Origin of the sequence: Acetanaerobacterium sp. MSJ-12 (genome assembly GCF_018917875.1) — a bacterium.
In the GTDB taxonomy this organism is placed as follows: Bacteria; Bacillota; Clostridia; order Oscillospirales; family Ruminococcaceae; genus Bittarella; species Bittarella massiliensis.
The window spans coordinates 222,141-243,709 of record NZ_JAHLPK010000004.1; the positions used below are offsets into that span (position 1 = coordinate 222,141).

Consider the following 21,569-nt stretch of genomic DNA (forward strand, 5'->3'; position numbering starts at 1 on the left):
CGTCTACCACTCAATTCTTTCCACCGGGGTGGGGGCGTCGTTTTTCTCCATGCTCCGCACCCGGCTGTTTTTGATTTTGATGACCCGGTCCGCCATGGGGGTGAGGGCGGTGTTGTGGGTGATGACCACCACCGTGGTCCCGGTGTTGCGGCAGGTGTCCTGCAACAGCTTCAAAATGCTCTTGCCGGTCTCGTAGTCCAGCGCGCCGGTGGGCTCGTCGCACAGCAGGAGCTTGGGCCGCTTGGCCAGGGCCCGGGCGATGGCCACCCGCTGCTGCTCCCCGCCGGAGAGCTGGGCGGGAAAGTTCTTCATCCGCTCCCCCAGCCCCACCTGGCGCAGCACCTCCTCGGCGTCCTCCGGCTCCCGGCAGATCTGGGAGGCCAGCTCCACATTCTCCTTGGCGGTGAGGTTTTGCACCAGGTTGTAAAACTGAAAGACAAAGCCGATGTCGTAGCGGCGGTAGGTGATGAGCTCTTTGCGGGAGTAGGCGCTCACCTCCTTGCCGTCCACCCAGATCTTGCCGCCGTCGCAGCTGTCCATCCCCCCGAGGATGTTGAGGACGGTGGTCTTGCCCGCGCCGCTGGGCCCGACGATGACGCAGAACTCCCCCTTCTCGATGGAAAAGGTGATGCCGTCCGCCGCGCGGATGGTCACCTCCCCCATCCGGTACTCCTTGACCACGTCCTGAAACTCGACAAATGCCATCTCTCTGCCCCCAGCGGGCGCCAGCGCGCCCTGTATTTTGAAAAAGGGAGCGGGGCCGCCCGACGGCGAAACACCCGCGATCCCATCTCTATGCATCTTATCCCAGATCCATCCATTCGGATTTATTGTACACCATATTTCGCCCCCGATGATAGCAAAATTGTTAACAGAAATAATTTTGCCCGGGCAAAACGCCCCCCTCGCCCACCGGCATCAAAATCCCCTCTTCGGCGGCCTGCACCGCCCCCTTTGGGGCAGGGGCATCAAAACCGGCGGCCAGAGGGCCCTAGGGGAAGGGGCAGCGGCGAGAGCAGCCAGCGCAGACCGGCGCGGGCGCGCTGCACCGCCTCGAGGCGACAGCACCGCGGGAACGCCGAGCGGCGGCGCCCCCCTCTCGCCGGGGGCGCCGCCGCCGTTTACTGCCAGATGCGCGCCACCAGGGCGGGCAGCTCTGCCAGCGTGTCGATGGTGTAGTCGGCCTCAGGGGCCCGGCCAAAGCCGTAGCGGGCGTGGATGAAGGGCACCCCCGCCCGGTGGGCGGCGTCGCAGTCCATCTCCGTGTCCCCCACGTAGAGCACCCGGGAGAGCCCCTCCCGCCGGGCCACCAGGGAGATGTTGTCCCACTTGGGCAGCCCGGTGTGGCCGGCGTTCTCGCTGCCGGCAAAGTAGTGCCCCAGCCCGTGGGCGGCGTAGAAGGCCTCGATATACCCCTCCTGGCAGTTGGAGACCACATAGAGCGGCCAGCGCGCCGAGAGGGCGGCCAGGGTCTCCTCCAGCCCGGGGTAGAGGGTGCCGCCGGTCCGCTCGAGGTAGGCGTTCTCCTCGTCGCAACAGCGGGCCACGATCTCGTGGGCCCGCGCCACCGATACGCCGGTGAAGAGGGCCTCGCCGATCTTGGGCAGGGTCTTGCCCATGACCCCCTTCATCTGGGCCTCGGTGATGGGGCCCACCTCGGGAAAGTGCCGCAGGGTCAGGTTCCAGGACTCCACCACCCGGGCCGCCGCGTCCCAGAGGGTGCCGTCCAAATCAAAGAGGATGCCGTCTTTTTGCACTGTCTCTCCCCCTATCTGCCCAGGTCAAAGCGCAGCTGCGGATTGTAGAGGTAGTCGTCGTTGTCGTAGGTAAGCTCCAGGTTCTGCGAGCCCTTGGGCACCTCGTAGCAGAGGGTGGTCTCGATGGTCCGCCCGGCGGCCAAGGTCTGGGTGGTGAAGAGTTCCTGGCGATTGCCCTGGCTGTCGGTGATGTAGGCGTCGTCGTCCTCGGAGAACTCAAAGAGGTCGTCGCCCCCCTGCAGGATGAAGTCGGGCCGCCAGAGCAGCCGGTCCTCCCCCGAGCGGTTGGTGATCTTGATCTGCACCACCAGGTACTCGTCGTCCTCGTCGGGGGTCAGGCCGTACTCGCTGCCGTCGCGCACCCCGGTGACGGTGAACTCCATCTCCTCCCAGCTGGCGGTCTGTCCCACCGCGTAGTGGGTGGCGTCAGGGGTCCGGCGGTTTTGGTGGTCGCCGCTGTTCCAGCCGCTGGGGGACTGCTGGTCAAAGTAGCTCCCGCCGTCTCCCTCGTCGCCGTAGTCGTAGTCGTCGTAGTTGTCGCCGTCGTCCCAGCCCCCCTGGTAGTGGTGGTAGCCGTTCCCGTAGTTGCTGCCGCCGTCGTTGCGGGCGGCGCGAAAGACCGCCGCGATCGCCGCCCCGTAGCACAAAAACACCACCAGCACCGCCGCCACCGCCACCGAGGCCACGGCGATGATGGTGTTGCGCAGGTTTTTGTACTTTCGCTCCCGCACCGCCGCCACCGGGCAGCCGCAGCAGGGGCAGACCGGGCTGCCGACGGGGATCCGGTTGCGGCACTGGGGGCAGCTGGTGGTGCCGTAGGGCTGGGTCGGGGGGGTGTAGTAGCCGTTCATAGAGAACTCCTCCTCATCGTCGGGGCGGCAAGACTGCCCGCCCTTCTCTCTCTTCTGTTTTAGTGTATCGGCCGGGGCCCGGTTTGTCAACGAAAAAGGTCTCATTTGCCCCGGTCTTCCCAGGCGTCGAATTGTGAAAAAAGTCGCAACAAATTGTAAAGAGAAGGTGGACAAGTCCGGCCCGGTGTGGTATCCTGAGGACAAAGTTGATAGAGGCGCGGTGCGGATGAGTAGCCGGCGGGAGGGGACACCCTGGGAACCCGGCAAAAGGCCAAACCGCCGAAACGGCTGGGCGGGTGCGCCCCGCTGTTGGGCAGGGGGAGAAGATCTCCCTGACTCCTGTTTTTTAACAGAGGCGCTATCGGTGATAACTTTGCTCGTTTGAAAGTTGCACTGATGGGGTGCAACTTTTTCTTTTTGTCCGCCCCGGCGGGCGGGACGACACCGAAAGGAGTTACACAGATGAATCAAACACCAAACACCACAAAGGCCCAGGCGCTGGCCTCTGAAAAGACCGAGCTCAAGCGGGAGGTCGGCCTCTTCGGCGGCGTGTCGGTGCTGGGGGGGATCATGATCGGCTCGGGCATCTTCTACCTGGGCAGCATCGTGCTCCAGCGCAGCGGCATGAGCATGGGGCTGGCCCTGCTGGTCTGGGCCCTGGGCGGGCTGGTGGTCCTCTTCTCCGGCATCTGCTATGCCGAGCTGGGGGCCATGATGCCCAAGGCCGGCGGCGGCTACGTCTACCTGCGGGAGGCCTACGGCGAGCGGGTGGCCTTTATGAGCGGGTTCTCCAACTTTATCCTCGGCTCCTCGGGCTCCATCGCCGCCCTGGCCGTGGCCTTCCCCGAGGCCATCGCCAGCCTGGTCCCCCTCTCCCCCCTGGCCTGCAAGGCCATCGCCATCGGGATGATCGTGCTCCTCAGCGCCATCAACCTCTTCGGCATCAAGCTGGGCAGCCGGATCCAGAACTTCTTCATGGTCCTCAAGCTGCTGCCCATCGTCCTCATCATCGTCTGCGGCATCTTCATGGGCCAGCAGACCCCCAACCTCTCGCTGGTGCCCGACCCGGCCATCGCCGGTACCCCCTCCCTCTTCAAGATCTGCGGGATGGTGGCCTTTGGGGTGGTGGCCACCCTCTGGGCCTACGAGGGCTGGACCAACCTGAACACCATCAGCGAGGAGATCAAAAACCCCAAGCGCAACCTGCCCCTGGCCATCATCCTCTCCATCGTCGGGGTGATGCTCATCTACGTCCTCTTCAATTTCGCCATCTACCGCACCCTGCCCTATGAGACCATCACCGCCATGCTCGCCAGCGGCGACCTCTTCCTGGGCACCGCGGCGGCCAACACCCTCTTCGGCAGCGCCGGCAAGATCATCGTCGGCTCCACCATGATCGTGGCCATCTTCAGCGCCCTCAACGGCTGCGTCATGGTCTTCCCCCGCACCTACTACGCCATGGCCCGCGACGGCGCCTTCTTCAAGAGCGCGGCCAAGCTGCACCCCAAATATAAGACCCCGGTCTTTGCCATCGTCCTCTCCGGGGTGGTCTCCATCGTCCTGGTGTGCATGCAAAACCTCAGCCAGCTCACCAGCCTGGTGGCCTTCTGCGGGATGTTCTTCAACACCATGACCTTCTACGCGGTCATCCGGCTGCGCAAAAAATACCCCGATCTGGAGCGCCCCTACAAGGTGTGGGGCTACCCGGTGATGGTGGTGCTGGTCATCCTCATCACCATCGGCCTGCTCATCAACACCCTGGTGGAATCCCCGGTCACCTCCATCATCGGCCTGTCTGTACCCGCCGTGGGGCTGCTGCTCTACGAGCTGGTGTTTAAAAAGAGCCGCGAGGCCGTGCTGGCCGCCCAGCAGGCGGAAGCCGAGGCCCAAGCCACCGACAACAAGGAGGAAGCGTAACATGGACAGCTGCGTCATCGTCAACGGAAAGGTCTACCTGGAGCGGGAGACCTTCGCCCAGGCCGTCTGCATCGAAAACGGGATCATCAAGGCCGTTGGCACCAATGAGGAGTGCCGGGCTGCCGCCCCCGCCGGCGCCCGGGAGTACGACGCCCAGGGCCGCACCGTGGTGCCCGGCTTCAACGACAGCCACATGCACCTCTACTTCGTGGGGGAGAACCTGGAGTCCATCGACGTGCACGGTTGCACCTCCATGGCCGAGGTCAAAAAGATCGCCCGCGACTTCATCGCCCGCACCCAACCGCCCAAGGGGACCTTCCTCCACGGCTCGGGCTGGAACCAGGACTACTTCACCGACGAGGCCCGGATGATGGACCGCCACGACCTGGACGAGATCACCACCGAGTACCCCCTGGTGCTGGAGCGGGCCTGCGGCCACGCGGTCAGCGCCAACTCCCTGGCCATCGAGATGGCCGGCATCACCAAGGACACCCCCCAGCCCGAGGGGGCCCACTTCGACGTGGACGAAAACGGCGAGCCCACCGGCATCTTCCGCGAGACCGCGGCCAACATGGTGATGGCCCTGCAGCACGAGCCCACCGTGGAGGAGATCGAGCACACCCTGCGCACCGCCATGGCCCACGCCGCCGAGTGGGGCATCACCTCGGTGCAGACCATGGACGTCCGCCCCGGGGGCTGGCGCGAGACCCTGCAAGCGTATGAAAACATCCAGTCCAGCCACCCCACCCTGCGGGTCTACCACCAGTGCAACTTCATGGACCCCGCCAGCTACCAGGCCTTTTTGGACGAGGGACACAAGACCGGCGCCGGCGACAGCTACAACAAGATCGGCCCCCTGAAGCTGTTTGTGGACGGCTCTCTGGGCGCCCGCACCGCCACCATGAGAAAGCCCTACGCCGACGACCCCTCCACCCAGGGGATCCAGACCCTGACCCAGGAGCAGACCGACGCCATGGTCAAGCTGGCTGACGAGAACGGCTGCCAGGTGGCGGTCCACGCCATCGGCGACGCGGCCATCGAGCAGGTGCTCAACAGCTACGACACCGTCTGCTACGGCAAAAACCCCCACCGCCACGGGGTGGTCCACTGCCAGATCACCGACGCCCCCCTGGTCGAGCGCTTCTGCGAAAACGACATCCTCGCCTACATCCAGCCCATCTTCCTGCACTACGACATGACGGTGCTGGAGAGCCGGGTCGGGAAGGAGCTGGCCTCTACCAGCTACGCCTTCCACACCATGAACAAGCTGGGCATCCACACCTCCTTTGGCACCGACAGCCCGGTGGAGGACCTGAACACCATGAACAACCTCTACTGCGCCGTGGCCCGCAAAAACCTGGACAAAAAGCCGGAGGGCGGCTTCTACCCCCACGAGTGCATGGACATCTACGAGGCCGTGGATGGCTACACCGCCGGCAGCGCCTACGCCAGCTTTGAAGAGGGCGTGAAGGGCCGCATCAAGCCCGGCTACTACGGCGACCTGGCCATCCTCAGCCAGGACATCTTCACCATCCCCACCGACGAGCTGCTCACCACCGTGGTGGACGCCACCGTCCTCGGCGGCGAGTTCGTCTACGAGCGCTAGCTCGCGCTTCCCCGCAAAAAAGAGAGCGCCGGAACAGGGCCGTCTTCCCTGTTCCGGCGCTCTTTTTCTTCTGCTCGCTTGTCCGCTGTCCCCTTTGCGCGAAAGGAGGCCTTTCCCCTGCACGCAGGCCGGGGCAGGCGCGTCTATTGTCCTGGGGCGGCAGGGCGGTGTGTCTCTCCCCAGCGGCACATCTCCCGCAGGAGCGGCAGCAGGGAGCGGCCCCGCTCGGTGAGACCATACTCCACCTTGGGCGGGATCTGGGGATAGGCGCGCCGGAACACCAGGCCATCGGCCTCCATCTCCTTCAAGCTGGCGCTGAGGGTCTTGTAGGTGATCCTCCCCAACAGCCGCTGCAACTCGTTAAATCGGATCACTTCCCCCTTGCCCAGGTTGTAGAGGATCAGCAACTTCCACCTGCCGTTGAGCAGGGAGAGGGTGTAGCCAAAGGAGGTGTCCTCCGAATCGGCGATCTTGGGCAGCCTGTCCGCCATCTTCACTATCCTTTCTGATAGTACCCATCCAACCGGTGCGTACTTCCTTTTTTTCACCTTTCATTGTAAACTCAAAACACAGCCTCTGTAAAGGGGCGGAGAGGAGACAGCACCATGAAGATCATTGCCCTGAACGGCAGCCCCCGCAAAGGGTGGAACACCCATCAGATGCTAGAGGCCTTTTTAGAGGGGGCCCGAGCCGCCGACGCCGAAACAGAGACCGAGCTGGTCCATCTCTTTGACCTGTCCTATACCGGCTGCCGCAGCTGCTTTGCCTGCAAGCGAAAGGGCGGTCCCTCCTACGGCCGCTGCGCCTACCCCGACGGGGCGCGGGAGCTGCTGGCCGCCCTCGCTGCCGCCGACGGGATCGTATGCGGCTCCCCTATTTATTTTCACGACATCACCGCCCAGTTGCGGGGACTGCTGGAGCGGCTCTTCTTCCCCTTTCACTCCTTCCGGGCCGGGGAGACCACCCTTGCCCCCAAGCCGCTGCGCTCGGCCATGATCTACACCATGAATGTGACCGAAGAGGAGATGCGGGCCGCGGGCTATCCGCAAAACCTGGCCACCACCGAGGGGTACTTCTCCTACACGTTCGGCCATCCGCCCGCCCTCCTCTACGCCTGCGACACCTGGGAATTTTCCGATTACAGCCTCTATGAGGCCAGCATCTGGGACGAGGCCGCCAAATGGCGGCGGCGACAGGAGCAGTTCCCCCACGACCTGGCGGCGGCGCGGGCGGCAGGGATGGAGATGGTTCGCGCCATCTCCATCGACCACCCTGCCTGACGCCAACTCCGCGGGCTGAGGCACACAAAAAAGAGAGGGATCTCCCCCTCTCTTTTTATCTGCCTATCTGCCCTCCCGCCAGGCGCGGGAGAGCGCTTCCAACTGCCGGGGGATATCCCCCCGAACCGCCCCGCCGTGGTGGCAGAGGACGGTCTGCAAGTCCAACCGGGCCAGGAAGCGGACCGTCTCCATCCCCTCTTCCATGTCCAGGGTGTAGCGGGGGTTGGGGCCGGTCAGCCGCCCCTCCTCCGCCGTGAGGGCGTCGCCCGCTATCAGGGTGCGCTCCTCTTTGCAGTAGAGGGCGATGTGGCCGGGCATGTGGCCCGGGGTGTCCACCACCCAAAGCCCCTCCCAGCCCGGGAAGGGGGCGTCCCCCTCCAGGGCGACGGCCCCGGGGACCGGGTCGTCCACCGGGGCGGGCCGCCCCGCGGCCACCGAGCGGGGGGAGGCCGCCTCCCCCGCCACAAAGGGCCGCTGCACCGCCGAGCAGTAGACGCCCAGACCGGGACAGCGCCCGGTCAGCTCCCGCGCCAGGCCCATGTGGTCGTGGTCGCAGTGGGTCAGCACCAGGGCCTGTAAGTCTCCCAGGGACACCCCCGCCCCGGCCAAGGCCTCTTCCAGCCGGGGCAGGGTCCCGGCGCAACCGCAGTCCACCAGCAGCGCCCGGCCCCCCTCTTCCCGCTGCAGCAGCACCGGCCAGATGGGGGGCGACCCCTCCCCCGGGCCCGGCAGCCGCAGCGGCGTGATCCTGTTCATCCGTGCTCCCCATCCTCTCTCCCCCGTTCAGGGGGCGTCGGGGCCGGCAGGCAAACCTAGTCGGCCCAGTGGATGACCCCTTCCCGCCGGGGTTTGGCTGCCGGGGTCTCGGCCGGGTGGCCCAGGGAGGCAACGCCCCAGACGATGTGCTCCGCCGGCACCCCAAAGCTGTTCAGCACGGCGCGGACGCCGGGCTCGTCGCTGGTCTCCTTGAGCTGGTTGATCCAGACGCTGCCCAGCCCCAGGGAGTGGGCGGCCAGGAAGATGTTTTGCAGCGCGCAGGCGCAGTCGGCCAGGCCGTTGCCGTTTTCCCGGTCGTTGGAGGCCAGGATCAGCGCTGCCGGGCGGTACATGTCATACCCCTCTTTGCCCATGGCCTTCCCCATGGCCTCGCAGAGGGCGGCGATCTTCGCCCCGTCGGTGACGGCGGTGAACTGCCAGCTCTGCTTCCCCATCCCGCTGGGGGCGTAAGAGGCGGCTTGCAGCAGGGTCTCCATCTCCTCCCGGGCAATTGGCTCCCCGGTGAATTTGCGGACGCTCCGCCGCTCCAAAATCGCTTTCAACACTTCGTTCACAGCAATTTCCTCCTTTGCCTTCTCGGCTTTTTCTACTATATTAGTATACTACCGCCGCCAGGGGCGGTCAAAGGGCAGTTTGTAAACTTTTTCCCTGCCCTCCCTCCCCCTGGCATTTTTCCAAAAGGTGTGCTATACTGTCCCAAATTTGGCCCGGGCACGCGGTCCGGGCCACCGGCCAATAAAAGGAGGGAATGTCTGTGTTTCGCCACTGGAAAGGGCTGCTGGCAGCCGGGTTGGCCGCACTGGTGGGCGGGACCGCCTGCTGGGCCCGCTTTGGGGAGACCAGCCGCCTGGTGCTGCGCCGGGAGGAGGTCGCCCTTCCCGCCGCCGCGCGCCCCTTTACCGTCGCCCTCTTTTCCGACACCCACCTGGGCCGCTACGGCGGCGCCCAGTTACTGCGCCGGGTGGCGGCGCTGATTGATGCCCAACAGCCCGACCTAGTGGTTTTTGCCGGCGACTTTTTCGACGCCTATCGCCGGGACCAGGAACTCCTGGACCTGGACGAGCTGGCCGCCATCCTGGCGGGGATCGAGGCGCCCTTCGGCAAATACGCCGTTTGGGGCAACCACGACCGGGGCGGCGGGGCCCACCGGGTCTACGGCGAATTGATGGAGCGGGGCGGCTTTGCCCTGCTGCAAAACCAGGCGGTGGCGCTGCCCGACCTGGGGCTGGTCCTGGGCGGGCTGGACGACGCCCTGCTGGGCCGCCCAGACTTCTCCCTCTCCCTGGAGGGGGAGGGGCTGCGCGTCCTCGTCGCCCATGAACCCGGCCCGGCGGCCGAGCAGGTCCCCGGGGCCCACCTGATCCTCTCCGGCCACACCCACGGCGGGCAGTTGGGGCTGCCCCTGGTGCGGCGCCTCCTCCTGCCCCCCGGCTCCGGTTCCTACGCAAAGGGGAGTTACCCCCTGGGGGAGGGCCGCTTCCTTCAGGTCACCAGCGGGGTGGGGGTCACCAAGGTGTCCGCCCGCCTCTTTGACCCGCCCGAGGTGGTGCTGCTGCAGATCGTCCCCGGCCAGAAAGGCTCCTCGTAAAGCGGGGGGCTTTTTTGCGTCTCCATTGGGCGAAAGCCCCCGTTTCGGTTGGAGGTCAGCCGCCCCACTGGGACATTTCTACCCCGCTGCAAAAGGCATCTTCTCCAATGAAGAGTGCGCCTTCGGAGCAAGGCCGCAGCGGCGAGCGGTCGGCGTCCGGGGCACCCTCCCCCGACAATGGGTGGCCATCGCCCCCTGCTTTTGCGGCAAAACCCTGTCCCCTCTCCCCCGTGGGACAGGGCGCTTTTAAAGGGGGGAGGCCCCCTGGATAAAGGCCGCGCGGGAATTTCCCTGGGAGGGCACCACTTTTCCCGGGCGCTGGCAAACAAAGCCCTCGAACAGGCTGGAAAGCGGCGCTCCCCCTCCCCGGCCTGTCGGTGGGCCCTCTCTTGGGCGCAGCCGGCAGAGCCTCGCCCCTCGCCCGGGGCGGGGAAAAGGCCCGCCCGCAAAGCCGACCCGCCCGGAAAAGCCGGAGGGGTACGCTCCCTCTATCGGCGGCGCGGACCGGTTTTGCGCCGCCCTTTTGCGCCCTTTTGGGCGGTGGCGAAGTGTTCTTTTGTCAGGCGGAACACCTGGGGGGAGAGCAGCAGCAGCGCCAGGAGGTTGGGCACCGCCATCAGGCCGTTGAGGGTGTCCGACAGCTGCCAGACCGGCCGCAGCTCCACCGTGGCCCCCACCATGATCAGCGCCAGAAAGACCACCCGGTACCAAAACACCGGCCCCTGCCGGCCGCGGCTGAGATAGGCCATGGCGCTCTCGCCGTAAAAGCACCACCCCAGCATCGAGGAGACGGCGAAGAACAGCACCGAAATGGCGATAAACCCGCTGCCCCAGCGGCCCAGCACCGTGTCAAAGGCGGCGGTGGTGAGGGCCGCCCCGTCCAGCCCCGAGTCCCACATCCCGGTGGTGAGGATCACCAGGGTGGTGAGGGTGCAGGTGACAAAGGTGTCGGCAAAGACCTCGAACATCCCCCAAAAGCCCTGCTTGACTGGGCTGTCGGTCTCGGCCGCCGCGTGGGCGATGGGGGCGCTGCCCAGCCCCGCCTCGTTGGTGAACACCCCCCGGGCGACCCCGGTGCGCAGGGCGGCCTGCAGGGTGTAGCCCACCACGCCCCCCGCCGCCGCCCGAACGCCGAAGGCCGAGCGGAAAATCAACCCAAAGGCCGGGCCCACCTGGTCGCGGTGCACCGCGATCACCCAGAGGGAGGCAGCGATGTAGAAGATGCTCATCAGGGGGACAAATTTTTCGGTGAAGGCCCCGATCCGCTTGAGTCCCCCCAGCACCACCAGGGCGCAGAGGGCCATCACCCCCACCCCGGTGGCCCAGTAGGGGATGGAGAAGGACTGGCGCAGCGACTGGGCGATGGTGTTGGACTGGGTCATGTCCCCCATCCCGAAGGAGGCGCAGACACACAGCAGGCAAAAGACCCCCGAGAGCCAGCCCCAGCCCCGGCCCAGCCCCTTTTTGATGTAGTACATCGGCCCGCCCCGGTGGGTGCCGTCGGGGCTGGTCTCCCGGTAGTGCACCGCCAGCACCACCTCGGCGTACTTGGTCATCATCCCGAAGAGGGCCGACAGCCACATCCAGAAGATGGCCCCCGGCCCCCCCAGGGTGAGGGCGGTGGCGATGCCGGCGATGTTGCCCACCCCCATGGTCCCGGCCAGGGCGGTGGTCATGGCGGCGAAGGGGGAGAGGTTCTGCCCCGTCCCCCCCTTCTTCTTTTGAAACAGGCTGCCCAGGGTGACCTTGAACATGTATCCCAGTTTGCGCAGCTGCAAAAAGCCGGTGCGCCAGGTGAAGTAGACCCCCACCCCCACCAGCACCGCCAGCATCACCGGCCCCCAGACAAACCGGTTGACTGCTCCCTCCGCCGCCCAGAACCACGGCATTTGACCGTCCCCTTCCCGCGCCCACGGGCGCAGGAAATGGATATGCCAGAGGGCGGGGGGATATGCGGGGAAAGGGCAGAGGGGTAAAAAAGGATCGCCGTCAACCAGAGACCTTCTCCCCTGCAAGCTGTTTTGCAACAAGGCATAAAAATCCCCCAGCGGGGAGGGGATACCCACCCGCCGGGGAACGCTCATTTCCTTCTGTTTTCCAAATCTACCACTCGATGCGCTCCACCAGCCGCACCCCGTTCGCCTGCATCGAGGCGGCGAAGACGGCGTTGTAGAAGTCGCGGCCGTGCACCCCGGGGATGTCAAAGGTGTCCACGCAATCCAGGGGGACCACCACGTCCAGCTCCCGCCCCTCGACGTTGGCGTAGGCCTTGCAGGTGGTCGCCAGCTGGTAGACGCAGATGTCGGTGACACAGCCGGTGACGATCAGGTGCCCCACCTCGTAGCGGTCGAGCAGCTCCTTGATGTACCAGTTGAGAAAGCCGTTGGTCGAGGCCTTCTCCACGATCTTGATGCCCGGCACCGCGGCGATCTGCTCCACCACCTTCTCCTCCCCGCTGCCCTTGACGCAGTGGGGAGGGTAGGCGGAAAATTCGGGGGAATCGTCCCGGTGGCAGTCGGTGTAGGCCAGGGTGTAGATCTGTCTCTCGGCGCAGGCGCGGGCCAGGGCCGCCGCCCGGGGGACCACCGCATCGGCGTAGGGGCTGGCCAGGGCCCCCTGGCGGCAAAAGCCCACGTTCAAATCCACCACCGCGCAGACGGTCCCCTCGGCGGGGAACTCGTCAAGGTGGGCGGTGGGCAGGTCGCGCAGGCTCCCCTCCACCTGTTTGGCAGCCTCGGCAAAGGCGGCCTGGTAGTCAATGGCGTGCAGATCCATGGGGCATTCCCCTTCCGTTTTTTCTTTTCAGTATACCCCTTTCACCCCCGCTTTTCAACCGACTGCGCGCCTGCGCCGACCGACTGCGCAAAAGCGGTGGACGGCCCCGTCCTGCCAGGGTATACTGGTACCAGAACAAAAAAGGAGGGATGGCCGTGGAGGTGGAGATCAAATTGCAGCCCGGTCTGGCAGGGCCTCGGGCGGTAATCTACTGCGGCGAGATCACCCCCGAGGTGGAGGCGGCCGCCGCCCGCCTCGCAGGCGCCACCCGGCGTCTGGCGGGCCGGCGGGAAGGGCGGGTCTACCTGCTCGACCCCGGGGAGATCACCCTCGTCACCGCCGAGGGGCAGCAGGTGTACGCCCTCTGCCAGGGGGAGCGCTACCTCCTCAAGGCCCGGCTCTACGAGCTGGAGGCCCAGTTGACAGGCAGCCGCTTCGCCCGCATCTCCCACTCGGAGATCGCCAATTTCGACTGGGTGGAGAGCCTGGATATGTCCACGGCCGGCACCATCCACCTGCGCTTCAAAAGGGGGGGCGGGGCCTTTGTCTCCCGCCGGTATGTGGCCCGCATCAAAGAGCGGCTGGGCCTGTGAGAGAGAGGAGGGCTTGTCTGTGAACTGCGCAAAAAAAGCGGCCGGCCGGGCCGTCGTCGGCTTTGGCTGGGGCGTCTGCACCTCCACCGCCATCTGCTACTTCATCTCCCTGGGGGTGGGGGAGTACTGGCCGGTGACCCCCGAACTGCTGGCGGCCTTCGGGGGCGACCTGTTGGCCGCCGTGGGGCTGCAACTGCTCACCTCCGGGCTGCTGGGGGCCGTCTGCGCCGCCATCTCGGTCTTTTTTGAAATCGAGCGCTGGAGCCTGGCCCGGCAGACCGCCCTGCACGGCTGCTGCTGCGCCGCCGCGGTCATCGGCACGGCAGCCGTCAACCGCTGGGTCACCTTGAGCGCCGCCGGGCTGGCGAGCTACCTGCTCCTCTTTCTGGCCATCTACCTGGTCATCTGGCTGGCGCTGGCCCACCACTGGCGGAAAAAGCTGCGGGCCATCAACCAAAAACTCAAGGGGCTTTAAGGGCCCCAGATGCAGAGCGGGGCTGTCGGGCAGCCCCGCTCTCCTTCTGTTTGGGGGAAGGGGGAGCGAGCGAATCGGGGCCTTTCCCGAAAAGTTTGTCCCCTTGATGAGCATCTTCTACATTGCCGCCTCTCTCTGGGTGATCGCAGTGCACCGCGACCAAGTGGACCCGGCCTTTGGGCTGATTTTCCGCTCGGCCTTCGGTGTTCGGGCAGCGGCTGTTCGGGGTGTGGCGGCGAGACGAGGGCCGCCTGCCCAGCGCTCGAATTGCCTCGAGCGCCCCCAAGCTGAGCGGGGACAGGGTCTGGCCCGACAGGTCCGCTGGGTCCACGGCAACCACTCGGTTCCTTCGCCCGCCGACAGGCAAACAAAGCCATTCCCCGCTTTCCCAGGCGATTTGCCCGGCGACCCGGCTCCCGCCAGTCCACTGACGGCGGCGGGACGATAAAGGCATGACCGGAGAGGCGCGGCGCGCTGCCGGCAACCTGTCTGAAAAGGAGAATCGGGTTGGCGGCGATACCCTTTGGCCAAATCGGTTCAGAAATCGTATTATTGGCCGCTCCCAGGCATCGCCGCAAGCTCGCGGTGCGCAACTCGAAGGCGGCACGCAACTCGGCGGTGGCCCGCGCGAAGTCGCCTGCCCCCAGCTGGACCATTCTGAAAAGCCGTTTGGACAGTTAGACCATCCCCGCCCTGCACCGCGCCCAGGTTGCACCAAAAAGCCCTCGCCCATTCCTACAATCTGCACGAACGGGCGAGGGACATTTTTCCCTTGGCAACAGCACTTTCAGCACAGCGGCACAGAACTAGACCCGGCCGCCCCCCTCGTCGTCCCCGAAGGGGAAGAGGCCCAGCTGCTCATCCCGCTTGCCCACGGCCTTGGGCGGTTTGCGAAACCGGCTCAGGGCCACCAAGATCAGCGCCACCACGGCGATCACCGCGACAAAAATCAAACCGTACTTGATCCACAGAGTAACACTCACAACAGTTCCTCCTCTCCGCCGCGCCGGGCGGCAGTCAGCCCCGCCGCTGGGCTGGGCCCAGCAGGCGGGCGATGGCATAGCACAAAAAGAGGGCCATGACGATGAGCCCCGCTGTCACGTACCAGCGGCCCAGGGGGGCGCCGAAGGCGGCGGCGATGACGGCCGGGGCAAAGACCGCCGCCACCGCGGCCCGCAAGATGACCGCCGCGTCCATCCGCCGGACATAGTAGCCCCAGTCGCTGTTTCCATCGTAGCGCAGGGGGGTGCCCCAGAGGGTCAGCTCGGGGCGCTGGTAGATGGGCCTTTGGGGCTTGCCCTCCGGCTCGGGGTGGGCAAACACCGCCGTAAAGCCCTGAAAGACCGTCAGCGCCAGGTAGGCCACCCCGCCGATGCGGGCGGAGGTGGGCAGCCCCTCGGCCGCCACCCGCTGCCAGTTGATCCCCAGGCAGAGAGCGCAGAGGCCGAGACAGGCGAGGCCGCCGGTCTCCCAGATGCGCTGAAAGCGGTTGTAGCGATAGCGGATGCGCACGGCCTCCCCTCCTCTCTCTGTTCCGTCGGGCGGGCTAGTGGGCGCCGCCGGGCTTTTGCCCCCTCATCTTTTTGAGGGTGCGGTCGATTTCCCGGTCGGTGGGCTCCTCGTAGTTGGGGCCGTAGAAGAGCTGTTTGCCCGGCCGGTCGGTCCGGTCCAGCGAGCGGGGCGCCCCCTTGCCGACCCGGCCGATCAGGCTGGGCAGCAGCACCAGGGCCACCAGGGCCAGCACCAGCACGGCGAGGTAGAACCACTCTTTCCCGCTCAGGCCGGCAAACCAGGAGAGGGAAACCCCGCCCTCCCCCAGGAGCGCCGGCGCCAGCAACAGCCCCACCCCGAAGAGGAAGCAGAGCGCAATGGCCGCTGTCTTCAATGCCTTTTTCATTTTGAACCCTCCTTTTTTTCCGGTCTCTTCTCAAAATGGGGTCTCCCCCTATTTTGTCTCTCCACCCGCCCGGGCGCATAGCTGTCGTACCCGTAAAAGGACCAGCCCTCGCCCTTGGCGGCCTTGCCGGCGGGCAGCTCCCTGCCCTGGGTGGCCCGGCCGATGAGCCCAGCGATGACCAGCAGGAGGAGCAGGATGCCGCCGATGCCCGCCACGATCCCCAGCAGGTACCGCCACTGCTCCCCGCTCAGGGGGACGCCGCGGTTTTCTTCCAGCTGCACCGTGTAGAGCAGGTAGCCAAAGCCCGTCAGCGCACCCAGCGCCACCAGGGCCAATGCCGACCGAACGATCCACTTTTTTGCCTTCATCGCGAAACACCTCCCGCCAATCTGGGCAAACTGCTGTTGTCCGTGGGTCCCTAGCTTCAGTATATACCCATTTTTTCCAAAAGGGTATCTCTTTTGCCCCGAATCAGCGCTTTGTCCTGAAGGGGTGTCACAATTTGTCGATTTTGCCGACACCACCGCTGTCCGCGCCCAGTTGCGGCGCGGACGCAAAGCCACGCTAGCCCCCCTGTCGCCCGGCGTGGGCCGCCAGCGCCAGCAGGGCCAGCAGCAGCCCGGCCCCGATCGGCTGCGCCGCGGCGAGGGACAGAGGGGACTGGCCGCCCCCCAGCCGCCAAAAAAGCAGGGCCGCTCCCCCGACCCCGGCGCCCCAAGCCAACAGGCGGCGCCCCCTCTTTTTCATCCGTCCATCCCCTCCTCGACCGGCACCAGGCCCTCTCTGGGGAGAGTTTGTCCCCTCCGGCGGCAATCATACCCCGGCCAAAGGGGGGCAAGCTATCTGCAAAGGCCGCCGCAGCACCCGTCCAAAACGGCGGCCTATTGGGGGAGAGGAGGTGAGAGCATGACCGAGAGAGAGCGGGAGGAGCGGCGCAAAAAGGCCGCCCAAAGCCGCATCATCACCGACCCCCAGGGCTCCTGGACCGGCGTTCCCCTGAACCCGGACGAGATACCGGTGCAGGACGCCGACGACCTGTAATAGAGCACTATCACTAAATCAAAATGTATTTCTTTAGCTCTTTTGTGCATATACAATACCCCGCAAATTTGCTATACTACAGATGCAGAAACAGATTCCGATGAAACGGAATCCTCCTATTTCTCACCTTCTTTTCATACTTTTATCTTTTCATCCCACAGGGAAAAAGGCCCCACTCCGCGGGGCCTTTTTCCTTTTGCTTTTTCTCCGCCCCCTTCGGCGAGGAGCGCAGCGCCCCCAGTCCCCTCACACAGGGGCCGGGGGCGCATTTTTTAGGGGAGCGACCCTATACCAGTACCACACCCAGAGCCAACACTTCGCCGCCCCTTCCAGAACAGAGGCCGGCTGGTTGCCGCCCCCGCGGCGCACGGCAAAGGCCAGGCCATCCTCCCCCGCCTCCCCGGCCAAGGCCAGCTCCTCCCCACAGGGAGGATTTTACCGCCAGAAGCTGCCGACGGGAGGGCAAGAAATGAGGACAGGCAATCTAGAAGAGCGACCATACACCAGATACCACACCCAGATCTAGCACTTCACCGCCCCTTCTAGAACAGAGGCCGGCTGGTTGCCGCCCTCGCGGCGCATGGCAAAGGCCAGGCCGTCCTCCCCCGCCTCCCCGGCCAGGACCAGCTCCTCCCCACAGGGGGGATTTTGCCGCCAGAAGCTGCCGATGGGAGGACAAGCAATCTAGAAGAGCGACCCTACACCAGATACTACACCAAAATCCAGCACTTCACCGCCCCTTCCAGAACAGGGGCCGGCTGAATGCTGCCCCCGCGGCGCACGGCAAAGGCCAATCCGTCTGCCCCCGCCTCCCCGGCCAGGGTCAGCTCCTCCCCACAGGAGAAATTTTACCGCCAGAAGCTGCCGATGGGAGGACAAGAAATGAGGACAAGCAATCTAGAAGAGCGGCCCTACACCAGGTACCATACCCAGATCCAGCACTTCGCCGCCCCTTCCAGGGCGGGGGCTGGCTGGTTGCTGCCCCCGCGGCGCACGGCAAAGGCCAGGCCGTCTGCCCCCACTTCCCCGGCCAGGGCCAGCTCCTCCCCACAGGGGGGATCGCACCGCCAGACGCCGCCGACAGGGGCCGAGCGGGGGGGCAGGGGCAGCCCGACGAGCCGGAAGCCGGGCTGGCAGTCATCCAGCTCCACCTCCCCGGCCAGGGCCACAAAGTCCCCCTGCCGCCGCCAGATGCAGGACTGCCCGGTCACCCGGCAGCCCTCCCCCGCAAAGGCGCAGTCGCCCCCCGCGGCCGGGGCATAGTCCACCCCCGGCCGGGCCGGGAGGGGGACGCCGGCGGAAAACCGGGCCAGCCCCTCCACGTCCGCCCCCAGGGCGGTCGCCCGCCGCGCGCCCTCCAGCACCGGCCCCTGGGGTCCGGCACCCCAGGTGTAGGGGTAGTGCTGCAGCTTCTGCAGCCACTGGGCGGCATCCAGGCCGGCGCAGTCCGCCGGCACCGCGAAGAGGAGGGCGCAGTCCAGGTATCCCCGCCCCGACACCACCGTAAAGGTCAGGGGGGCAGCCGCCGCGGCCTCCAGGTGGAGGAGCCCGGCGTAGAGGGTGAACTTGGCGTTGATCCGCCCCATCTCCACCTGGCAGTCCCCCGCGGCGGCAAAGAGCCGCCCCACCCCCCGGGCCACCGCCGCCACCAGGTAGTCCCCCGGCTGCCAGTCCAGGTCGGCCGCCGTCTCCAGGGTGTGCCCGATCCCCACCGCCGCCCCGTAGCGGCCGTGCAGGGGGCTGGGCTGCTCGCTGCGCTCGGTGAGCGTCCAGCCCTCCTCCCCCTCTTCAAAGCTGGGATTTTGCAGCAGATTGCCCGGCAGGACCCTGCCCTGAACCAGGGCCCCGGCGGCGCTTTCGGCGGCGGATGCGGCGGTGCAGGCAGCGGTGGCCGCCGATTGGGCAGCCGCTGCGTCCGCCTGGGCGGAGTTGGCGCAGAGCTGGCTCTGTTCGGCCGCCTCGGCGCAGTTCTGGGCGTCGGTGGCCGTCTGGGTCTTCGCCGTCTGGGCCGCCTGGGCGGCGGCCACCACCTCCTGCCGGTCGTCGGCGCAGAGCTGCTGGTACTGGCGGGCCTGGTTTTCGCTCTCGGCGGCGCGGGCGGCCGACTGGTTGGCCAAACTGCCCACGTTCGCCACCGCCTGCTTGGCGTTCTCGGCCTCCAGCGCCGAGAGGGAGGCCGCCTCCGCCGCCGTCTCGGCCCGGCGCTGGGCAGCGCTGACAGACTGCAAAAAGCTCTCAAACAAGCCCTCCCCCGCCTGGGCGATGGCCTCGGTCCGCGCCCCGGGCACAAAGCGCAGGGCGGTCTTGCGGGTGGCCAGCACCCGCTGCCCGTCCCGCCCCTCCAAGGAGAGGAGCACCTCGTCCCGCAGCCCTTCCAAAGAGCAGTCCAGCTCCAGCACACAGCGCACCGCTCCCGCCACCCGCTCCGAGCGGGCGGCGGCCAGCTTGTGGCAGCCGGCGGCGCTCTCCAGGTTGGCGGTGAAGGAGAAGTCGTCCAGCGCCATCCCCCGGTAGGGGTCGGGCAGGGTGAATACCAGCCGGTCCACCCCCTTCTCCCCCTGAATCAGGGGCGGGGGCGTCCCCACCTCCAAGCCCTTGTCCTCCCGCACCGCAATTTGGTAGTCCATCTCGTCTCCCCTTCCCTTTCCCCTGTCTGCAACTCAGTAGAGCCGTCCCAGGGCCTCTTCACTGGTATAAGCTGTCGGTATTTTCAGGTAGTTTGCCAGGGCCCTCGTCTTCTGCGGGTCCCCGTCCACCTGGGCGTAGAGCCAGCGCACCTGTTGCTGGTAGCCAAAACTCCTGCCCCGCTCCTCCCCTCCGCTCTCCTTTCCGCGGCTGTAGCCCAGCAGGTACTGCTTGTGGCTCTCGGCGGCCAGGGAGCGAAACTTGCCGCTGGTCTCATCAAAGGCGGCCGGCGCCTTTTGGCCGGCGCTGGAGCCCTTCTTGGCGGCGCTGGAGCCGGCGCTCTTCTTGGCAGAGCCAGACCCCCCGCTCGACGAGCGGCCGCTCTTTTTGCTGGCGGCCAGCCGGGCGGCCTCCACCTTGGCCTGTGCGCGGATGCGCTCGATTTCCAGCTTGTTTTCCTCCTTGATGCGCAGTTCCTCCTGGCGCTGGGCCTCCTTTCGCGCCCGCTCCTGGGCGGCGGCCCGCTCGGCGGCGGCCTTCTGCTCCTCTTTGAGCACCTTGTCTTTTAGCCCGTCGCGCTCCTTTTCCAGCCCGGTCACCCGGGCGTCGTAGGCCTTTTTGGCCTGCTGGCCGTACTGCTGGCGCAGGGCGCTGTCCGCCTCGCCCCGCTGCCGCTCCAGATAGACGCGCATGGCCCGGCCGTAGCTGGTGTCCGCCCCGGCGGCCCGGGCCCGGTCGGCGGCGGTGGCCCCGTCCTGCCGGGCGGCGGTCTGCTCCTTGCCCGCCTTTCGCCGGCGGATGTAGGCGGGGTCGTCGTCCACCACATAGGTGAACTTGGTCTCCTCCAACTGTTTGAGGACCCGCTTCAAATCCTCTTTATATCCCATCTTCCATCACCTCGACGATCCGCCCCTCCTCCACTCGCAGCCGGGTCCCGCCCAGCCGCAGCTCGCCGGTGTATCCGGCCGCCTCCGCCGCGCGGGCGGCCGCCCGGTTCACCGGCCCGCCGTTTAAGGTCTGGGCCAGGGTGGGGCTCAAATTCCCCGCATCCAGGTTTTGCAGGGCGTACTCCAGCTCCTTGCGCAGCCGCAGCACCGTGTTTTCCAGGGCGGCAATGCGCTCCTCCGCCCCGCCGGAGGAAAGGCGCGCCGGCGACAGGTTCACCATCCGCTCTCCCCCCCTTTGACCTCCACGGCCAGCCCCGCCACCTCGGCGTCAGGGCCGCAGCGCAGGGTGAAGAGCCCCGGCTCCCTGCCGCCCCGGGCCACAAAGCAGCGCAGCAGGGCAAACTCCCGGCTGCGGCTCTCGCCCAGGGGGCGGCCCTCCCAGGCGGCGGCCACCTCGCCCCGGCACTCCACCCGGTACTCCTCCCAGCTGCCGCCGACAAGGCCGGTCTTGACCCCGACTTCGTAGGCCTGCCGGGGGCCGGCGAGAAACTGCCAGCAGACCCCCTCGCCCCAGTCCAGGCCGTAGACCTGGCCGCCCTCACAGGAGAGCCGGTCGCAGTGCAGCCCCTCCTCCAGCTCCAGCAGACAGCCGTCCTGCCAGAGGTAGACGCTCTCCCCCGCGGCGATGAGCAGCCCCCCGCCAAAGGCCTGCAGGGCGCAGTCCTCAAACCGCCAGCCCAGGTGTCCGAGCAGGTCGCTGACCCCGCCGCCCTGGTAGAGCCAGACGCGGTTTTGGGAGAAGAAGTAGAGCCGGTCGTCAAAGGCCGTCAGGTGCCGCGGCTCCTTCACCCCCAGCCCCGCCACCTGGGTGAGGGCGAAGTTGGAGGGGCGGGTGCCGTAGAGCTCGAAGAAATCCCCCTCCCGAAAGAGCATCAGGTGGTTTTGAAAGGGGAGCAGAGCGGTGAAGGGGGCGTCCTGCAGCGTCAGAGTAAAGGCGCCGTTTTCCTTGGGGGATCCGTCGGGGTTTTGAAAGTCGTCCCAGCAGTTCTCGTTGCCCACCGAGCTGGCCAGCAGGGTCCCCCCGCGGATGCCGAAGACCCGGTTTAAAAACACCGTTGCCCAGTCGATGGCCGGGGCGTTGAAATTCCCCGCCTCCACCCGCACCCGGTCGATGTAGACCCGGTCGGGGAAGAGGAGCAGCCGGTCGCCAAAGGGGACCACCGACTTCTCCCCGGCGGCGATGGGGGCGGCCAGGTCGACGCCCTGCCAATAAAAGCGGTTTCGGGCGATCATCCACCCCTCGCCGCACTGGGTCAGGCCGGGGGCCCGGCGGGCCTCCACCTTTCCCCTGGCCCCCACCAGGTGCCCCTGGGGGGTGATCTCGCAGCGGCGGCAGCGCTGCAGGTACCCCCCGGCGGGGGCCAGGGCGCTCAGCCCCCGAAAGGGCCGCACCGCCCGCCGCTCCCCCGAGAGGGGGCGCAGATGGGGCATCCTCATCCC

General features: G+C 66.7%; 25 protein-coding genes and 1 riboswitch. Of the genes, 8 read left to right on the forward strand and 17 right to left on the reverse strand.

The genetic code is table 11. The features are described 5' to 3' along the window. Positions 1-3 precede the first annotated feature (3 nt). The 3 genes from KQI11_RS06365 to KQI11_RS06375 all read right to left on the reverse strand — a co-directional run bounded on the left by KQI11_RS06365 (position 4) and on the right by KQI11_RS06375 (position 2,608). On the reverse strand, positions 4-705 hold the full coding sequence (locus tag KQI11_RS06365) for an ABC transporter ATP-binding protein (protein WP_044993101.1): 702 nt from the start codon (positions 703-705) through the stop codon (positions 4-6). A 416-nt stretch (positions 706-1,121) separates the two neighbouring features. Next, positions 1,122-1,757, reverse strand: a complete 636-nt coding sequence (locus tag KQI11_RS06370) for an HAD family hydrolase (RefSeq protein WP_216401508.1) — start codon at positions 1,755-1,757, stop codon at positions 1,122-1,124. An 11-nt stretch (positions 1,758-1,768) separates the two neighbouring features. Continuing rightward, a complete protein-coding gene (locus KQI11_RS06375) occupies positions 1,769-2,608 on the reverse strand; it encodes a DUF4352 domain-containing protein (protein WP_216401509.1) in 840 nt (279 codons plus the stop codon). A 202-nt stretch (positions 2,609-2,810) separates the two neighbouring features. Beyond that, positions 2,811-2,977: riboswitch (Lysine riboswitch) on the forward strand. Positions 2,978-3,070: 93 nt separating this feature from the next. Between KQI11_RS06375 and KQI11_RS06380 the strand changes: the two genes are divergently transcribed. After that, the gene (locus KQI11_RS06380) at positions 3,071-4,525 is read left to right on the forward strand and encodes an APC family permease (RefSeq protein ID WP_216401510.1); all 1,455 of its coding nucleotides are present in this window, start codon (positions 3,071-3,073) and stop codon (positions 4,523-4,525) included. A gap of 1 nt (position 4,526) precedes the next feature. Continuing rightward, positions 4,527-6,131, forward strand: a complete 1,605-nt coding sequence (locus KQI11_RS06385; protein ID WP_216401511.1) for an amidohydrolase — start codon at positions 4,527-4,529, stop codon at positions 6,129-6,131. 143 nt (positions 6,132-6,274) lie between these two features. On the opposite strand, the gene KQI11_RS06390 is transcribed toward KQI11_RS06385, so the two are convergent. After that, positions 6,275-6,622 carry a winged helix-turn-helix transcriptional regulator gene (locus tag KQI11_RS06390; RefSeq protein ID WP_216401512.1) on the reverse strand — a complete coding sequence of 116 codons (348 nt, stop codon included), beginning with the start codon at positions 6,620-6,622 and terminating at the stop codon, positions 6,275-6,277. A 114-nt stretch (positions 6,623-6,736) separates the two neighbouring features. Between KQI11_RS06390 and KQI11_RS06395 the strand changes: the two genes are divergently transcribed. Further along, the gene (locus tag KQI11_RS06395) at positions 6,737-7,411 is read left to right on the forward strand and encodes a flavodoxin family protein (RefSeq protein ID WP_216401513.1); all 675 of its coding nucleotides are present in this window, start codon (positions 6,737-6,739) and stop codon (positions 7,409-7,411) included. A gap of 63 nt (positions 7,412-7,474) precedes the next feature. On the opposite strand, the gene KQI11_RS06400 is transcribed toward KQI11_RS06395, so the two are convergent. Both KQI11_RS06400 and KQI11_RS06405 read right to left on the reverse strand, forming a co-directional pair. Beyond that, positions 7,475-8,167 (reverse strand): MBL fold metallo-hydrolase, encoded by a 693-nt coding sequence (locus KQI11_RS06400; protein WP_216401514.1) that lies wholly within the window; start codon positions 8,165-8,167, stop codon positions 7,475-7,477. Positions 8,168-8,223: 56 nt separating this feature from the next. Next, complete coding sequence (locus KQI11_RS06405) at positions 8,224-8,742, reverse strand: nitroreductase family protein (protein ID WP_216401515.1); 519 nt, start codon at positions 8,740-8,742, stop codon at positions 8,224-8,226. 194 nt (positions 8,743-8,936) lie between these two features. Here KQI11_RS06405 and KQI11_RS06410 point away from each other — a divergent pair, with 194 nt between their 5' ends. After that, positions 8,937-9,776 carry a metallophosphoesterase gene (locus KQI11_RS06410; RefSeq protein WP_216401516.1) on the forward strand — a complete coding sequence of 280 codons (840 nt, stop codon included), beginning with the start codon at positions 8,937-8,939 and terminating at the stop codon, positions 9,774-9,776. A 488-nt stretch (positions 9,777-10,264) separates the two neighbouring features. On the opposite strand, the gene KQI11_RS06415 is transcribed toward KQI11_RS06410, so the two are convergent. Further along, positions 10,265-11,665, reverse strand: a complete 1,401-nt coding sequence (locus KQI11_RS06415; protein WP_216401517.1) for an alanine/glycine:cation symporter family protein — start codon at positions 11,663-11,665, stop codon at positions 10,265-10,267. A gap of 214 nt (positions 11,666-11,879) precedes the next feature. Beyond that, positions 11,880-12,551, reverse strand: coding sequence for a cysteine hydrolase family protein (locus KQI11_RS06420; protein ID WP_216401518.1), 672 nt, complete (start codon positions 12,549-12,551; stop codon positions 11,880-11,882). Between the two features lie 155 nt (positions 12,552-12,706). Between KQI11_RS06420 and KQI11_RS06425 the strand changes: the two genes are divergently transcribed. The 3 genes from KQI11_RS06425 to KQI11_RS13460 are packed head-to-tail and all read left to right on the forward strand — an operon-like array spanning position 12,707 to position 14,067. Beyond that, the gene (locus KQI11_RS06425; protein ID WP_185914654.1) at positions 12,707-13,144 is read left to right on the forward strand and encodes a LytTR family DNA-binding domain-containing protein; all 438 of its coding nucleotides are present in this window, start codon (positions 12,707-12,709) and stop codon (positions 13,142-13,144) included. Positions 13,145-13,163: 19 nt separating this feature from the next. Then, a complete protein-coding gene (locus tag KQI11_RS06430; protein WP_216401519.1) occupies positions 13,164-13,619 on the forward strand; it encodes a DUF3021 domain-containing protein in 456 nt (151 codons plus the stop codon). 46 nt (positions 13,620-13,665) lie between these two features. After that, on the forward strand, positions 13,666-14,067 hold the full coding sequence (locus tag KQI11_RS13460; RefSeq protein ID WP_353653935.1) for an alanine:cation symporter family protein: 402 nt from the start codon (positions 13,666-13,668) through the stop codon (positions 14,065-14,067). Positions 14,068-14,425: 358 nt separating this feature from the next. On the opposite strand, the gene KQI11_RS06440 is transcribed toward KQI11_RS13460, so the two are convergent. The 5 genes from KQI11_RS06440 to KQI11_RS06460 all read right to left on the reverse strand — a co-directional run bounded on the left by KQI11_RS06440 (position 14,426) and on the right by KQI11_RS06460 (position 16,263). Then, complete coding sequence (locus KQI11_RS06440) at positions 14,426-14,602, reverse strand: hypothetical protein (RefSeq protein ID WP_216401520.1); 177 nt, start codon at positions 14,600-14,602, stop codon at positions 14,426-14,428. Between the two features lie 34 nt (positions 14,603-14,636). Next, positions 14,637-15,131, reverse strand: coding sequence for a hypothetical protein (locus KQI11_RS06445; protein WP_216401521.1), 495 nt, complete (start codon positions 15,129-15,131; stop codon positions 14,637-14,639). A 34-nt stretch (positions 15,132-15,165) separates the two neighbouring features. After that, positions 15,166-15,516, reverse strand: a complete 351-nt coding sequence (locus tag KQI11_RS06450; protein ID WP_185914651.1) for a hypothetical protein — start codon at positions 15,514-15,516, stop codon at positions 15,166-15,168. Then, complete coding sequence (locus tag KQI11_RS06455; RefSeq protein WP_216401522.1) at positions 15,513-15,884, reverse strand: hypothetical protein; 372 nt, start codon at positions 15,882-15,884, stop codon at positions 15,513-15,515. Before KQI11_RS06455 ends, KQI11_RS06450 begins: the two co-directional genes overlap by 4 nt. A gap of 196 nt (positions 15,885-16,080) precedes the next feature. Further along, on the reverse strand, positions 16,081-16,263 hold the full coding sequence (locus KQI11_RS06460; protein WP_216401523.1) for a hypothetical protein: 183 nt from the start codon (positions 16,261-16,263) through the stop codon (positions 16,081-16,083). Between the two features lie 159 nt (positions 16,264-16,422). On the opposite strand from KQI11_RS06460, the gene KQI11_RS13225 reads away from it, so the two are divergent. After that, positions 16,423-16,557, forward strand: a complete 135-nt coding sequence (locus KQI11_RS13225; RefSeq protein ID WP_256136559.1) for a hypothetical protein — start codon at positions 16,423-16,425, stop codon at positions 16,555-16,557. A gap of 911 nt (positions 16,558-17,468) precedes the next feature. Here KQI11_RS13225 and KQI11_RS06465 read toward each other — a convergent pair. From KQI11_RS06465 to KQI11_RS06480, 4 genes are read right to left on the reverse strand one after another with little or no spacing between them, the layout of a single operon-like run. After that, entirely contained in the window at positions 17,469-19,184 is a 1,716-nt protein-coding gene (locus tag KQI11_RS06465) for a hypothetical protein (protein WP_216401524.1), read from the reverse strand. Between the two features lie 33 nt (positions 19,185-19,217). Then, complete coding sequence (locus tag KQI11_RS06470) at positions 19,218-20,069, reverse strand: hypothetical protein (RefSeq protein ID WP_216401525.1); 852 nt, start codon at positions 20,067-20,069, stop codon at positions 19,218-19,220. Beyond that, positions 20,059-20,349: a hypothetical protein gene (locus KQI11_RS06475; RefSeq protein WP_216401526.1), complete on the reverse strand. Its 291-nt coding sequence runs from the start codon at positions 20,347-20,349 to the stop codon at positions 20,059-20,061. Before KQI11_RS06475 ends, KQI11_RS06470 begins: the two co-directional genes overlap by 11 nt. Next, positions 20,343-21,566 (reverse strand): hypothetical protein, encoded by a 1,224-nt coding sequence (locus tag KQI11_RS06480; RefSeq protein ID WP_216401527.1) that lies wholly within the window; start codon positions 21,564-21,566, stop codon positions 20,343-20,345. The genes KQI11_RS06475 and KQI11_RS06480 overlap by 7 nt, the downstream gene beginning before the upstream one ends. Positions 21,567-21,569: the final 3 nt, after the last annotated feature.

Coding starts and splice junctions, on each gene's coding strand:
- KQI11_RS06365 (WP_044993101.1), bottom strand. CDS start 705: ATGGCATTTGTCGAGTTTCAGGACGTGGTCAAGGAGTACCGGATGGGG.
- KQI11_RS06375 (WP_216401509.1), bottom strand. CDS start 2,608: ATGAACGGCTACTACACCCCCCCGACCCAGCCCTACGGCACCACCAGC.
- KQI11_RS06380 (WP_216401510.1), top strand. CDS start 3,071: ATGAATCAAACACCAAACACCACAAAGGCCCAGGCGCTGGCCTCTGAA.
- KQI11_RS06385 (WP_216401511.1), top strand. CDS start 4,527: ATGGACAGCTGCGTCATCGTCAACGGAAAGGTCTACCTGGAGCGGGAG.
- KQI11_RS06390 (WP_216401512.1), bottom strand. CDS start 6,622: ATGGCGGACAGGCTGCCCAAGATCGCCGATTCGGAGGACACCTCCTTT.
- KQI11_RS06395 (WP_216401513.1), top strand. CDS start 6,737: ATGAAGATCATTGCCCTGAACGGCAGCCCCCGCAAAGGGTGGAACACC.
- KQI11_RS06400 (WP_216401514.1), bottom strand. CDS start 8,167: ATGAACAGGATCACGCCGCTGCGGCTGCCGGGCCCGGGGGAGGGGTCG.
- KQI11_RS06410 (WP_216401516.1), top strand. CDS start 8,937: ATGTCTGTGTTTCGCCACTGGAAAGGGCTGCTGGCAGCCGGGTTGGCC.
- KQI11_RS06415 (WP_216401517.1), bottom strand. CDS start 11,665: ATGCCGTGGTTCTGGGCGGCGGAGGGAGCAGTCAACCGGTTTGTCTGG.
- KQI11_RS06420 (WP_216401518.1), bottom strand. CDS start 12,551: ATGGATCTGCACGCCATTGACTACCAGGCCGCCTTTGCCGAGGCTGCC.
- KQI11_RS06450 (WP_185914651.1), bottom strand. CDS start 15,516: ATGAAAAAGGCATTGAAGACAGCGGCCATTGCGCTCTGCTTCCTCTTC.
- KQI11_RS06455 (WP_216401522.1), bottom strand. CDS start 15,884: ATGAAGGCAAAAAAGTGGATCGTTCGGTCGGCATTGGCCCTGGTGGCG.
- KQI11_RS06460 (WP_216401523.1), bottom strand. CDS start 16,263: ATGAAAAAGAGGGGGCGCCGCCTGTTGGCTTGGGGCGCCGGGGTCGGG.
- KQI11_RS13225 (WP_256136559.1), top strand. CDS start 16,423: ATGACCGAGAGAGAGCGGGAGGAGCGGCGCAAAAAGGCCGCCCAAAGC.
- KQI11_RS06465 (WP_216401524.1), bottom strand. CDS start 19,184: ATGGACTACCAAATTGCGGTGCGGGAGGACAAGGGCTTGGAGGTGGGG.
- KQI11_RS06470 (WP_216401525.1), bottom strand. CDS start 20,069: ATGGGATATAAAGAGGATTTGAAGCGGGTCCTCAAACAGTTGGAGGAG.
- KQI11_RS06475 (WP_216401526.1), bottom strand. CDS start 20,349: ATGGTGAACCTGTCGCCGGCGCGCCTTTCCTCCGGCGGGGCGGAGGAG.
- KQI11_RS06480 (WP_216401527.1), bottom strand. CDS start 21,566: ATGAGGATGCCCCATCTGCGCCCCCTCTCGGGGGAGCGGCGGGCGGTG.